This window comes from Flaviaesturariibacter aridisoli (genome assembly GCF_004343705.1).
Classification (GTDB): domain Bacteria; phylum Bacteroidota; class Bacteroidia; order Chitinophagales; family Chitinophagaceae; genus Flavisolibacter; species Flavisolibacter aridisoli.
The window spans coordinates 88,923-102,273 of the sequence record NZ_SKFH01000010.1 but is presented as its reverse complement, the minus strand read 5'-3'; the positions used below and the strand labels follow the sequence as shown (position 1 = coordinate 102,273).

10 protein-coding genes are annotated in these 13,351 nt (G+C 58.1%); all 10 read left to right on the top strand.

All coding sequences use genetic code 11. The features are described from left to right. The first annotated feature begins 66 nt into the window (after window positions 1–66). The 10 genes from E0486_RS08530 to E0486_RS08485 all read left to right on the top strand — a co-directional run bounded on the left by E0486_RS08530 (window position 67) and on the right by E0486_RS08485 (window position 13,332). A complete protein-coding gene (locus E0486_RS08530; RefSeq protein WP_131851738.1) occupies window positions 67–3,372 on the top strand; it encodes a TAT-variant-translocated molybdopterin oxidoreductase in 3,306 nt (1,101 codons plus the stop codon). 92 nt (window positions 3,373–3,464) lie between these two features. Next, on the top strand, window positions 3,465–4,910 hold the full coding sequence (gene nrfD / locus E0486_RS08525) for an NrfD/PsrC family molybdoenzyme membrane anchor subunit (RefSeq protein ID WP_131851737.1): 1,446 nt from the start codon (window positions 3,465–3,467) through the stop codon (window positions 4,908–4,910). Window positions 4,911–4,924: 14 nt separating this feature from the next. Beyond that, entirely contained in the window at window positions 4,925–5,515 is a 591-nt protein-coding gene (locus E0486_RS08520) for a DUF3341 domain-containing protein (RefSeq protein WP_131851736.1), read from the top strand. Window positions 5,516–5,525: 10 nt separating this feature from the next. Further along, window positions 5,526–6,230, top strand: coding sequence for a c-type cytochrome (locus E0486_RS08515; protein ID WP_131851735.1), 705 nt, complete (start codon window positions 5,526–5,528; stop codon window positions 6,228–6,230). 23 nt (window positions 6,231–6,253) lie between these two features. Next, window positions 6,254–7,498, top strand: coding sequence for a quinol:cytochrome C oxidoreductase (locus E0486_RS08510; protein WP_243697406.1), 1,245 nt, complete (start codon window positions 6,254–6,256; stop codon window positions 7,496–7,498). 143 nt (window positions 7,499–7,641) lie between these two features. Further along, window positions 7,642–8,727, top strand: coding sequence for a cytochrome c oxidase subunit II (locus tag E0486_RS08505; RefSeq protein ID WP_131851734.1), 1,086 nt, complete (start codon window positions 7,642–7,644; stop codon window positions 8,725–8,727). 36 nt (window positions 8,728–8,763) lie between these two features. Then, the gene (locus E0486_RS08500; protein WP_131851733.1) at window positions 8,764–10,596 is read left to right on the top strand and encodes a cytochrome c oxidase subunit I; all 1,833 of its coding nucleotides are present in this window, start codon (window positions 8,764–8,766) and stop codon (window positions 10,594–10,596) included. 109 nt (window positions 10,597–10,705) lie between these two features. After that, window positions 10,706–11,626 carry a heme o synthase gene (cyoE, locus tag E0486_RS08495; RefSeq protein ID WP_243697405.1) on the top strand — a complete coding sequence of 307 codons (921 nt, stop codon included), beginning with the start codon at window positions 10,706–10,708 and terminating at the stop codon, window positions 11,624–11,626. Between the two features lie 116 nt (window positions 11,627–11,742). Continuing rightward, window positions 11,743–12,312 (top strand): cytochrome c oxidase subunit 3, encoded by a 570-nt coding sequence (locus E0486_RS08490; RefSeq protein ID WP_243697404.1) that lies wholly within the window; start codon window positions 11,743–11,745, stop codon window positions 12,310–12,312. A gap of 144 nt (window positions 12,313–12,456) precedes the next feature. Next, complete coding sequence (locus tag E0486_RS08485) at window positions 12,457–13,332, top strand: cytochrome c oxidase subunit 3 (protein WP_207906220.1); 876 nt, start codon at window positions 12,457–12,459, stop codon at window positions 13,330–13,332. The last annotated feature ends 19 nt before the right edge of the window (window positions 13,333–13,351 follow it).

The window sequence follows — 13,351 nt, the reverse complement described above, 5'->3', positions numbered from 1 at the left end:
TTCTTTCTTCTACCTAATCAGTCAAAAACAAACCCCGGCCGCCTCGCGTCGGGGGAGATAATAAATATGAGCACGAATAAGTATTGGCAAAGCTTCGCTGAACTGAACGACAAGGCCCGCCATGAGCAGCGCTCGCAGGACGAGTTTGGAGAGCAGCTGCCCTTTGAAGACCTTGACGACAAAGGCCTGCTCGATGCAAAGACCCCGCGTCGTGACTTTCTGAAATACCTTGGCTTCAGCACCGCTGCCGCCACCATCGCCGCTTCCTGTAAGATGCCGGTGCGCAAGGCGATGCCTTACGTGAACCGTCCCGAAACGGTGACGCCGGGTGTAGCAAAATATTACGCCACCACCTTCGTACAGGATGGTGAGGTGGTGCCCGCCATCGCCAAGGTGCGCGACGGCCGCCCCATCAAGCTCGAAGGCAACACGCTTTCCTCGCTGACAAAGGGCGGTACCAGCCCGCGGATGCAGGCTGCCGTGCTCGACCTGTACGATACCTTCCGCACTACCCACCCCAAGCACCTCAACGGCACGAAGTGGGACGAAATCCCCTCCTACGAGGAGTTTGACCGCATCGTGGGCCAGGCCATGGCCGGTATCGCCGGCAAGCAGGTCGTACTGCTTACCAGCACCATCAACTCGCCCTCTACCAAGCAGGTGATCACCGACTTCATCGGTCGCGTGCCCAACGCCCGCCACGTGCAGTACGACGCCGTTTCGTACAGCGGTATGCTGCTGGCCAACGAAGCCTCCTTCGGCCGCCGCGCCATCCCCGCTTATAACTTTGATCGCGCCGCCGTGATCGTTTCCCTCGGTGCCGACTTCCTCGGTACCTGGCTGAGCCCCGTTGAATTTGCCCGCCAGTATTCCTACGGCCGCAAGATCAACGAAGCCAACCCCAGCATGAGCAAGCACTACCAGCTGGAAAGCATCCTTTCCCTCACCGGCTCCAACGCCGATGAGCGCTACACGCACCGCCCTTCCGAAACGGGTGCCGTAGCCGTAGCCCTGCTCAATGCCCTCAACGGCACTGCTCCCAACGTGGGCGACGCCCGCCTCAAGCAAGGCATCGCCGAGATCGTGGCCGACCTCAAAGCCAACAACGGCAAGGCCGTGGTGGTTTGCGGTTCCAATGACCCCAACGTACAGCAGGTGGTCAACGCCATCAACAGCGCCATCGGCGCTTACGGCAACACCATCGACTGGGGTGCGCCGCTGATGACGAAAGCTGCCATCGACAAGGATATGGCCGACCTCGTGTCCGCTATGAACGCCGGCTCTGTAGGTGCCCTCCTGGTGTGGGACGCCAACCCGGCCTACGACTACTTCAACGCGAAGGACTTCAAGACCGGCATCGCCAAAGTGCCCGTGGCAGTTTCCTTCAATGCCAAGATGGACGAAACCACCGTGCTTTGCAAGTTCGTGGCGCCCGCCCCGCACTTCCTGGAAAGCTGGGGTGACGCCGAATCGCGCGCCGGACACATTTCCTTCATCCAGCCCACGATCTTCCCGCTGTTCAAAACCCGCCCCTTCCAGACTTCGCTGCTGAAGTGGAGCGGTAACAATACTGATTACGACAGCTACTTCCGCCAGTTCTGGAGCAGCCGCATCGGTGGCGAGCTCGCCTTCGACGCTGCCCTGCAGAACGGTATCTGGGAGAACGGCCGCAGCGCCGCCCCCGCTACCACCGGCGCACCGGCCACGATGGTTACGGATACCGTAAACAAAAACGGCACTACCACCACCTATACCCCGGCAACCACGGGTGGCAACGCCGGCTCCTTCAACGGCGGCGGTGTATCCGCAGCCACAGCGGCCATCGGCGGCGCTTCGGGCGCGGGTGATGAAGTGGTTCTGTACCAGAGCGTGATGATGGGCTCCGGCAAGCAGGGCGCCAACCCCTGGCTCCTCGAACTGCCCGACCCGATCACCAAAGCCAGCTGGGACAACTTCGCCATGATCTCCGTGTCGAAGGCCAAGGCCCTCGGCATCAAGCTCGACTCGGATTACGAATACTACCGCGAGAAGCCCTCCATCGAGCTGACCGTAGGCAACAGCAAAGTGACCCTTCCCGTGATCGTGGTGCCCGGCGTGGAAGCCAACACCATCGGTATCGCAGTGGGTTACGGACGCAATGCCGAACTGGGCAAAGCAGCTGAAGGCACCGGCGCCAACGTGTTCCCCTTCGCCCGCTTCAACGGCACGACGGTGGACTACTACAACAAAGTGACCGTTTCCGGCAAGCCGGTAGCGAACGATTATAAAGTGGCCCAGACGCAGGTGCACAACTCCTACGAGAACCGCCAGGAAGTGGTGAAAGAAACCACGATGGCCATGTTCCTGCGCGAGCCCAACCGCTACAAAGAGCAGCGCGAAGAGCTCACCAAAGACTACGCGAAGACCAGCGGCGACTACCGTCACGAAGCAACGCTCTACGCCACGCCCGACGGCAAAGGCGGCAACGTATACGACCACGGCTTCCCCGGTCCGAAATGGGGCATGGCCATCGACATGAACTCCTGTATCGGTTGCGGCGCCTGCGTGGTAGCCTGCCACCTGGAGAACAACGTGCCGGTAGTAGGTAAGAGCGAAGTGCTCCGTGCTCACGAAATGCACTGGCTGCGTATCGACCGCTACTTCGTGAGCGGCGAAAACAACCCCGACGAGCTGAAAGCCGTTGTGTTCCAGCCGATGCTGTGCCAGCACTGCGACAACGCGCCCTGCGAAAACGTTTGCCCGGTAGCCGCCACGATGCACAACTCCGAAGGTGTCAACCAGATGGCCTACAACCGTTGCATCGGTACCCGCTACTGCGCCAACAACTGCCCGTATAAAGTACGCCGCTTCAACTGGGGTGACTACACCGGTGCTTCCACGCACGGCGTGCTCGGACCTAACAGCGGCGTCGGTAAGCTCGACCCCGTGGTCGCTCAGATGAACGACGACCTGACCCGCATGGTGCTGAACCCCGACGTGGTGACGCGCTCGCGCGGTGTAATGGAAAAATGTACGTTCTGCGTACAGCGCACCCAGGAAGGCAAGCTGAAGGCGAAGCTGGAAAACCGCGCGCTGACCGGCGACGAGGTTCAGAGCGCCTGCGCCCAGGCCTGCCCCACGAACGCGATTGTTTTCGGCAACGCCAACGACAAGACCAGCGCCGTGGCCCAGATGCGTCAGAACAACCCCCAGCGTCTCTACCACGTGATCGAGCAGATCCACACCCTGCCCAACGTTAGCTACCTGGCCAAGGTGCGCAACAGCAAGGAGATCCTCGAGAACAAGGAAAACATGGGTGAGCATGCCCGCCAGGACGCCCACGAAGGCGCCGAGGTGACGCCGGGTGCACATCCCGCACCCACGGAGAAGTAAGTACGTCAACGCTGAGCCGCCCGCGGTTCACAAAGAATAAATAGTCACTAACTGGGCCCGAAGCGCAAGCTGCAGGCCGAACGATAAACAATATGGCATTACTTAAGTACGAATCGCAGGTAAGACCACCGATTGTAGAAGGCAACAAGGATTACCACCAGGTAACCGAGGACATCTGCCGCCCCGTAGAAACGAGCCCCAGTCTCCTCTGGTGGATCGGCTTCCTGATCTCCGTAGGCCTCCTCGGCTTCGGCGTCATCTCCGTTGGCCGCGAGGTTTGGTTCGGTACCGGACAATGGAACCTGAACCGCACCATCGGCTGGGGCTGGGACATCACCAACTTCGTGTGGTGGGTCGGTATCGGTCACGCCGGTACGCTCATCTCGGCGATCCTCCTGCTGTTCCGCCAGGGCTGGCGCACGGGCGTTAACCGCGCCGCGGAGGCCATGACCATCTTCGCGGTAATGTGCGCAGGCCAGTTCCCGATCTTCCACATGGGCCGCGTTTGGAACGCCTTCTTCACGCTGCCTTACCCCAACACACGCGGTCCGCTGTGGGTGAACTTCAACTCGCCGCTGCTGTGGGACGTATTCGCCATCTCTACCTACTTCACCGTATCGCTCCTCTTCTGGTACTCGGGCCTGCTGCCCGACCTGGCCACCCTGCGTGACCGGGCCAAGCTGAAGTGGCGCAAGGCTTTCTACGGCACCGCCGCCTTCGGCTGGACCGGCTCCACCAAGCACTGGCAGCGCCACGAGGCTCTGTCACTGGTACTCGCCGGCCTCTCCACCCCGCTGGTACTTTCGGTACACACCATCGTATCCTTCGACTTCGCCACCTCGGTAATCCCCGGCTGGCACACGACCATCTTCCCGCCCTACTTCGTGGCCGGCGCCGTTTTCTCCGGCTTCGCGATGGTACAAACCCTGCTCCTCATTACCCGCAAGGTGCTGAAGCTGGAAGACTATATCACCATCGAGCACATCGACGTGATGAACAAGGTGATCGTGCTCACCGGCTCGATCGTAGGTATCGCCTACCTCACCGAGCTGTTCATGGCCTGGTACTCGGGTGTGAAGTACGAATGGTTCGCCTTCGAGCAAAACCGTGTGAACCTCGCCTCGCCCTACGGCTGGAGCTACTGGCTGATGATGGGTTGCAACGTGATCTCGCCCCAGATCTTCTGGTTCCGCAAAATGCGCCGCAACATCCTCGTGACCTTCTTCATGTCGATCCTCGTAAACATCGGTATGTGGTTCGAGCGCTTCGTGATCATCGTTACCTCGCTCTACCGCGATTACCTGCCTTCGAGCTGGAGCCCTTACTACACCCCGACCATCTGGGAGATCGGCTTCTACATGGGTACGTTCGGTCTCTTCTTTACCTGTTACTTCCTGTTCTCGAAATACTTCCCGGTGATCGCCATCGCGGAGATCAAGCACATCCTGAAGAAGAGCGGCGATCGGTACAAAGAAGATATGACGCCGGTGGAACAGGAGTCCGTAGAACACTTTGTGCACGAACACGCACATCACTAAGAAATTAAGAACTTATGCCGATCAAGAAATTTGTTGTTGGTAACTTCTATGATGAGCAGGTGTTGTTTCCCGCAATCAAGGCGGTGCGCAAAGCCGGCTACAAGATCCACGACGTATATACCCCTTTCCCGATCCACGGCCTCGACACCGCCATGGGCCTGCGCGACACGAGCCTGCACACCGCCGGATTCGTATACGGCATCGCCGGCACCACTACGGCCTTCAGCTTCATTACCTGGACGCTGACGACCGACTGGCCCCTCAACATTGGTGGCAAGCCGCACTTTTCGCTGCCGGCCTGGATTCCCATCATGTTCGAGCTGACCGTACTCTTTGCGGCCGTGGGCATGGTACTGACCTTTTGCTACCTCTGCCAGCTGGCGCCTTTCGTAAAGAAAGACCACTTCAACCTCCGCTCCACCGACGATACGTTCACCATGGCCATCGAACTCAACGAGCGTTCGAACGAGCAGGAGATCGTGAGCTTCCTCCAGAGCATCGGCGGCCAGGGCGTGGAAGTGATGAACAAAGAGACCGGCTGGTGGCTCGGTCGCTACGACAAGGAACAAAAACTCTACAACAACGAAGTGGCTGTTGCCGGATAAAACAGGAACGATGAAAAAAGTATTGCTTCTCACAGGACTCATTGCAGGCGCGCTCAGCTTCACCGGCTGTGGCGGTGCCCACGGGAACGATCCCGGCGACGCCTACATGCCCGATATGTACTATAGCCGCGCCTACGAGGCCTACGGTTACAACAACCAGCCCGAAGACCACAACCTGAAGGCGCGTGGTGCCCAGTACAACGGGATGCCGGTGCCGGGCTCCATCGCCCGCGGCGACGCTTTTCCGTTTGCGCTCCCTGCAGGCGACACCGGCTACAACATGGCCATCAGCTATAAGAGCCCCGCACAGCCTGCTACCATCACGCCCGTCCAGCAGAAAGAAGCCCAGCGCCTCTACCAGGTGAACTGCGCCATCTGCCACGGCACCGGCCTCGATGGGAACGGTCCGCTTTGGAAAGGTGGCGACGGCCCCTTCCCGGCAGCCCCGCGTAACCTTATGGACGACTACACCAAGAAGTTGTCCGACGCCCAGATCTACCACGTGATCACCTACGGCAAAGGCCAGATGGGCTCTTACGCTTCGCAGGTGCACCCCGAGCAGCGCTGGTGGATCATTAACTACATCCGCAGCAAGCAAGGTCCCGCAGCCGCAGCCACCGCCGATACCAGCGCCGCCCCGGCCGCCAACACGGCTCCGGCCACTCCCGCCGCCAACGGCCCGGCAACGCCCGTGGTGAACAACGCAAAAAAATAAACTGACGACTTAACTAAGAGATAATGGCAGCTTTACGAGAGCAATTTGTAGTAACCAAACGATACAATACCCTCGCCATGGCACTCATGGGGATCGGTATCCTGTCGCTCATCATCTTATTTGTGACGCATGGAATGACTTCGGGCAACGATGAGCATGCCGTGCACGAGCGCGCCCGCTTCTGGGGCTCGCTGCTGCAGAACAGCGTTTACTTCCTGCTGGTAGTGAATGCGGTCATGTTCTTCATCTGCGCCACGACGCTCGCCTGGGGCGGCTTCCAGATGTCTTTCCGCCGCGTAACCGAGGCGATCTCCACCTGCGTACCGGTGCTGGGTGTCATTACCCTGCTGGTGCTGCTGGCCATCACCTACGGCGGCGACCACGCCCTTTACCACTGGACCGACAAGGAGCACGTGCAGCACGACGAGATCCTCAAGGGTAAGTCGGGCTTCCTCAACAGCACCTTCTTCACCGTTTGGACCATCATCACCATCGCCGGCTGGTGGTTCCTCGGCCGCCGGATGCGCCACCTGTCGCGCTCCATCGATGACCGCCCGCTCAACCCCGAAGAAGCAAAGGCTTACCAATGGACCAACACCGTCCGCGCCGCCCACTTCATCGTACTGTTCGCCCTGACCGTGCTCTCGAGCACGCCCTGGCTGTGGCTGATGTCGATCAACGCACACTGGTACTCCACCATGTTCAGCTGGTACACCTTCGCCTCCTCGTTCGTTGCCGGCCTGGCGCTGATTACCCTGTTTGTGGTTTACCTGAAAAACAGCGGCTACCTGGAACTCGTAACCAAGGAGCACTTGCACGATCTTGGCAAGTTCATGTTCGCCTTCTCGATCTTCTGGACCTACCTGTGGTACTCGCAGTTCATGCTGATCTGGTACGCCAACATCCCCGAGGAAACCGTTTACTTCAAGCCCCGCATCCATGGCGTGTACCGGGGTGTGTTTTTCCTGAACCTGATCATCAACTTCCTGGCCCCGCTGCTTATCCTGATGAAGCGCGGCTCGAAGCGCAACTACGGCACCATCTCGCTGATGGCCGTCCTGATCCTGTTCGGCCACTGGCTCGACTTCTACCAGATGGTATTCCCCGGCATCTCGGAAGACCATGTTCCGTTCATGCTGGCCGACTTCGGCATCGCCCTCGGCTTTGTGGGTCTGATCATGTTCGTGACTGCCAAGAGCCTCGCCCGGCACCCGCTCTACGCCCGGAACCACCCGTTCCTCAAGGAGAGCATCGTGCACCATACCTAAGGACCCGAAAGGTCCCGCAGGGACCCTTTTTCTTAGGTGTTTGTTAACCAAGAAAACGCGCCGCAAGGCAGCACTTATAACGAAATTTGCACATGCATTCCGAAAGGGGCATGGGCCGATAAGAACCCATCAAGATTAACGATATGTCGATTTCCTGGATTGTAATAGCGCTGATTTTGGGATTTGTGATCGTATTCCAGATCGCCAAGGCCAGCGAGTATGTCTCCATCCTGCGGGGTGAGGAGAAAACGCGAAAAGAAAACAACCGGATCAATGCCTTCCTCCTCCTGGCATTCCTGATCGCCGGCCTCATCGGCGTATGGTATTGCAACGAGCGCCTGAAAGGAAAGATCCTGGGTGAAGCCGCTTCCAACCATGGTGAGCGCATCGACTCCATGCTCTGGATCACGCTCGCCATCACCGGTATCGTATTCGTCATCACCCAGGTGCTGCTGTTCTGGTTCGCTTACAAGTACCAGGAAAAAGAAGGCCGCAAAGCCTTTTACTACCCGCACAACAACAAGCTGGAGCTTATCTGGACGGTCATTCCCGCCATCACGCTCACCATCCTCGTTGGCTTCGGTCTGTACTACTGGTTCCAGATTACCGGCGACGCTCCGAAAGACGCACAGGTGGTCGAAGTATGGGGCAAGCAGTTCAACTGGGAGTTCCGCTACCCCGGTAAGGACGGCCAGTTTGGTAAACGCTACTACAAGGAGATCAACGAAGCTACCGCCAACCCGCTCGGACAGATCTGGTCCGACCCGGCCAACCACGACGACATCTATACCACCGGTGAAGTACACATCGTAGTAGGCAAGCCGGTTAAGTTTGTGATCAATGCCAAAGACGTGATCCACGACGTGGGCCTGGTACACTTCCGGATGAAGATGGACGCTGTACCCGGTATCCCGACCACCATGTGGTTCACGCCGAAGTGGACGACGAAGCAAATGCGGGATAAGTATGGTCCTGATTTCAACTACGAGATCTCCTGCGACCAGATGTGCGGTAAAGGACACTTCTCCATGCGCGGCACCGTATTGGTTGAAACGCAGGAAGAGTTCAATGCCTGGATCGCCACGAAGCAGCCGCAGTACACTGCCTTTATGGATGGCGCTAAGCAATCTCCCGCCGCTGAGCCCGGTAAGATGAACAAAGTTGCCGGCGATACCGCTACAAAGGCCGTTGCCGACACCACGAAGCCGATCGCCTCTCTCAAACGATAATTTTTTCAGAATCCTCCTTTCTAAAGAGCTTACGATATGAACGAGCATACACACCACAACGTGCAGACAGGGGCTGATGCCGCGCATGGCGCACTCCATGCCGACCATCACCACGATGGCGACCACGGTCACCACCACCAGGAGACCTTCATTTCGAAGTACATCTTCAGCATGGACCACAAGACCATTGCCAAGCAGTTCCTGATCACAGGTATGCTCTGGGCAATCGTTGGCGGTCTGTTCTCGGTGCTGTTCCGCCTGCAGCTGGCTTATCCCGATGAAAGCTTTCCCATCCTGGAGACGTTCTTCGGCAACTGGGCCAAAGGCGGCCAGATCCAGCCCGAATTCTACTACGCCCTGATCACCATGCACGGTACCGTGCTCGTGTTCTTCGTTCTCACCGGCGGCCTGTCGGGAACCTTTGCGAACCTGCTTATTCCGCTGCAGGTAGGTGCCCGCGATATGGCGTCGCCTTTTATGAACATGCTGTCCTATTGGTTCTTCTTCCTGGCCAGCGTTATCATGTTCTCTTCGCTGTTTGTGCAGACCGGCCCCGCTTCCGGTGGCTGGACGGCCTACCCGCCGCTGTCGGCCCTCGCCCAGGCATCGATCGGTTCCAAGATCGGTATGGACCTCTGGATCGTCTCGATGGCCATGTTCGTGGTGAGCTCGTTGCTCGGTGGCCTGAACTATATCGCTACTATCCTGAACATGCGTACCAAGGGTATGAGCATGACGCGCCTGCCGCTGACCATCTGGGCGCTGTTCTTTACCGCGATCCTCGGCGTTCTCTCCTTCCCCGTACTGTTCTCGGGCTTCATCCTGCTCCTGTTCGACCGTCACCTCGGTACCTCGTTCTACCTGAGCGACATCGTAGTGGCCGGCCAGGTGCTGCCCAACGAAGGCGGTAGCGCGATCCTGTACCAGCACTTGTTCTGGTTCCTCGGTCACCCCGAAGTATACATCATCATCCTCCCCGCGATGGGACTGGTATCGGAAGTAATGTCGGTCAACGCCCGCAAGCCGATCTTCGGCTACATGGCCATGGTCGGTTCCATCTTCGCCATCACCATCCTGGCCTTCCTCGTGTGGGCGCACCACATGTTCGTTACGGGCCTCAACCCGTTCCTGGGCGCCTTCTTCGTTCTGCTCACGCTGCTGATCGCCATTCCGTCGGCTATCAAGGTGTTCAACTGGATCACCACCATCTGGCGCGGTAACCTGCGCTTCACGCCGGCGATGATGTTCGCCATCGGTTTCGTGAGCCTGTTCATCTCGGGTGGTCTTACCGGCATCTGGCTGGGTAACTCCACGCTCGACATGCACCTGCACGACACCTACTTCGTGATCGCCCACTTCCACATTGTAATGGGTGTATCGGCCTTCTTCGGCATGTTCGCCGGTGTTTACCACTGGTTTCCCAAGATGTTCGGCCGCTACCTTAACAATACGCTCGGCTACATCCACTTCTGGGTGACACTGGGCGGCGCTTACCTGATTTTCTGGCCGATGCACTATCAGGGCCTCGCCGGCGTACCCCGCCGCTACCTGGACCTGCGCCTCTGGACCTCGTTCAACCACTTCGGTGACCTGAACAAGATGATCACGGTGGTGTCGATCATTGTATTCGCCGTGCAGCTCATGTTCGTGTTCAACTTCTTCTATTCGATCTTCAAAGGCCGTAAAGTGCGCAGCCTGAACCCTTGGGGCGCTACGACCCTTGAGTGGACGACGCCGATCAACCCCGGCCACGGCAACTGGCCCGGCGAGATCCCGGAAGTACACCGCTGGGCGTACGACTACAGCAAAGACGGTCGCGAGTTTATCCCGCAGACCGAGACCATTGGTGCCCACGAAACAAAGCACTAATACCGTTGACGGGAAAAACCGTTGACACGTGTGAATGAAACTGTGTGATTAGTTATTTGAAATTGATCGTTTGCAAACCGCAACACTACAGATGGAAACAGGGGAGGCTTTGAAAAGTAACCGGCTGAAGGATTACCTGCAGCTGATGAAGCCTTCGCTGAGCATCATGGTGGTCTTTTCCAGCGTCGTGTCTTTCCTGCTCGTGCCCCGGGTGGGCGAGCTTTACGAAAGCCCCTGGTGGCGCAGCGTGTTGCTCTTCATCGGCGGAATGCTGGTGACGGGCGCCGCCAACGCGATCAACCAGGTGGTGGAAAAGGATACGGACGCCAAGATGAAGCGCACGGCCAAGCGGCCGGTCGCCTCGGGCCGGATGTCTGTGACGGAGGGCTGGGCCTTTGCGATCGTCACCGGAGCAATCGGTGTGGCGATCCTGGGCTGGTACTTCAACTGGTTATCGGCCGGCATTGCCGCCTTCAGCCTGTTCCTGTACGCCTTCATCTACACGCCGCTGAAAAAGGTGAATGCCATCTCGGTGTTTGTCGGTGCCTTCCCGGGTGCGTTGCCCTGCCTCATCGGCTGGGTCGCCGGCTCGGGCGTGTTCGCGCCTTTCGACACCTACACGGTGAACGGACACGTGGAGTCGAACGTGGGTGGCTGGGTGCTTTTCGCGATCCAGTTCCTGTGGCAGTTTCCCCACTTCTGGGCGATTGCCTGGGTGGCCCACCGCGACTACACGGCTGCCGGTTTCAAACTGCTGCCGAGCGCCGAAGGCCCCACGAAGTTCACCGCGCTGCAAACGATCATCTATTCGCTGCTGCTCATCCCGGTATGCGCGCTGCCTTACTACATCGGCCTCACCGGTACGGTAAGCCTCGTGATCGTAACGTTGATGAACCTCTTTCTCGTGTTCCAGTGCATCCGCCTGTACCGCGAGAATGATGCAAAAGCAGGACGTAGGGTGATGTTCAGCTCTTATGCCCATTTGCCCGTAGTGCTCCTGGCATTGCTGGCGGATAAGATAACAGGTTGATAAGTGTAGTTGATAAGTGAAGAGTGATATATAAACAGGTTGACGGGTTTGGCTTGCTGGTAGGTAACAGATTACCAATGAACCAATAGACCGATTAACCAATAAACAACCATGAAATGGTAACTGTGAGTACGACGCCGCAAAAACAAAAGATTCATCCGCACAAGTTTACCATGTGGGTGGCGATCGGGAGCATCCTGATGATGTTCGCCGGTTTGACCTCCGCCTACATCGTGAAGAGCAACCAGGCCAACTGGGTGGAGGTGCAGATGCCGAAGGCTTTTTGGGGCTCCACGGCCGCGATCCTGCTGAGCAGCCTCACCATGCACCTGGCGCTGCGTGCGTTCCGCGCCCGCGCGTTTGGCCGCTACCGCTCGCTCCTGGTGGCAACGCTGGTGCTCGGTGCTGCTTTCGTGGTGCTGCAGTGGGTAGGCTTCCAATGGCTCTGGAACCACGGCGTACAATTCAACGGCGCTGGTGCGGGACAGTTTCTCTACGCGATCGCCGGGCTGCACGCCGTGCACGTTATCGGCGGCATCGTAGCGCTGGCCGTTGTCTTTGGCCGGGCCTTCTTCGGAAGGACCAAAAGCTACAACGTGGTGCCGGTGGAAGTGATGGCAACGTATTGGCACTTTGTGGATATCCTCTGGCTCTACCTGCTGGTCTTCTTCGTGTGGATCGGCTAAAGAAAAGTTTAGAGTTTGTAGTTTGAAGTTTGTGGTTGCGCAAGCGCCATAGGCAACAAACGAAGGCTCCGCTAAAAAAAACTGAAACCGGTTTGTGTTTTGAACCAACTACAGACCACCAACTACAAACTACAAACAGAACATATGGCTCAAACTGCTGTCGTAACGGGAAAGCAATGGTGGGGGGGCGGACGAAGCCCTTTCAACCTCGAGTATGGCAAACTGATGATGTGGTACTTCCTGATGAGTGACGCCTTTACTTTCGGCGCGTTCCTGATCTCTTACGGTACCATCCGCTTCTCGCAAAACTTCTGGCCCGACCCGAACGTGGTGTTCAACGCCTTCCCCGGCGCAGGGCACACCAACCTGCCGCTGGCCTTCGTATCGGTGATGACCTTCATCCTCATCATCTCCTCGGTGACGATGGTGCTGGCCGTACATGCCGGTCATAACAACGACAAGAAAGGTGTGGCCAAGTGGCTCATCTGGACCATTATTGGTGGTCTCGCCTTCCTCGGCTGCCAGGCCTGGGAGTGGCATCACCTCATCACCGGCGAACATGCCGTGCTGACCAACGGCGTCCTCGACGTGGTAGGACAGACCACCAAGGTAAACCCCTGGGGCGCCGCCATCCACGACGGCAACGTGCTGACGCAGGCGCTGGCCAACACCTCGCACGAGGGCCTGGCCAACCTGGCGCACATGCACCACGAGAACATGAGCCACGAGCAGTTGCTGGCCCTCAGCGACACGCAGCTCCGCGGCATGATCGACCTCAACGAGCTCCACGTGCGTGCCACGGGCCCCGTTGCCTTCGGCGGCTTCTTCTACGGTATTACCGGCTTCCACGGTTTCCACGTATTCTCCGGTGTGATCATCAACATCGTAATGCTGCTCATGACGCAGAACAATGTCTTCGCGAAGCGCGGCCACTACCTCATGATCGAGAAAGCCGGCCTTTACTGGCACTTCGTAGACCTGGTATGGGTATTCGTATTCCTTTGCTTCTACCTGGTATAATCCGAAACCTTTTAAACTG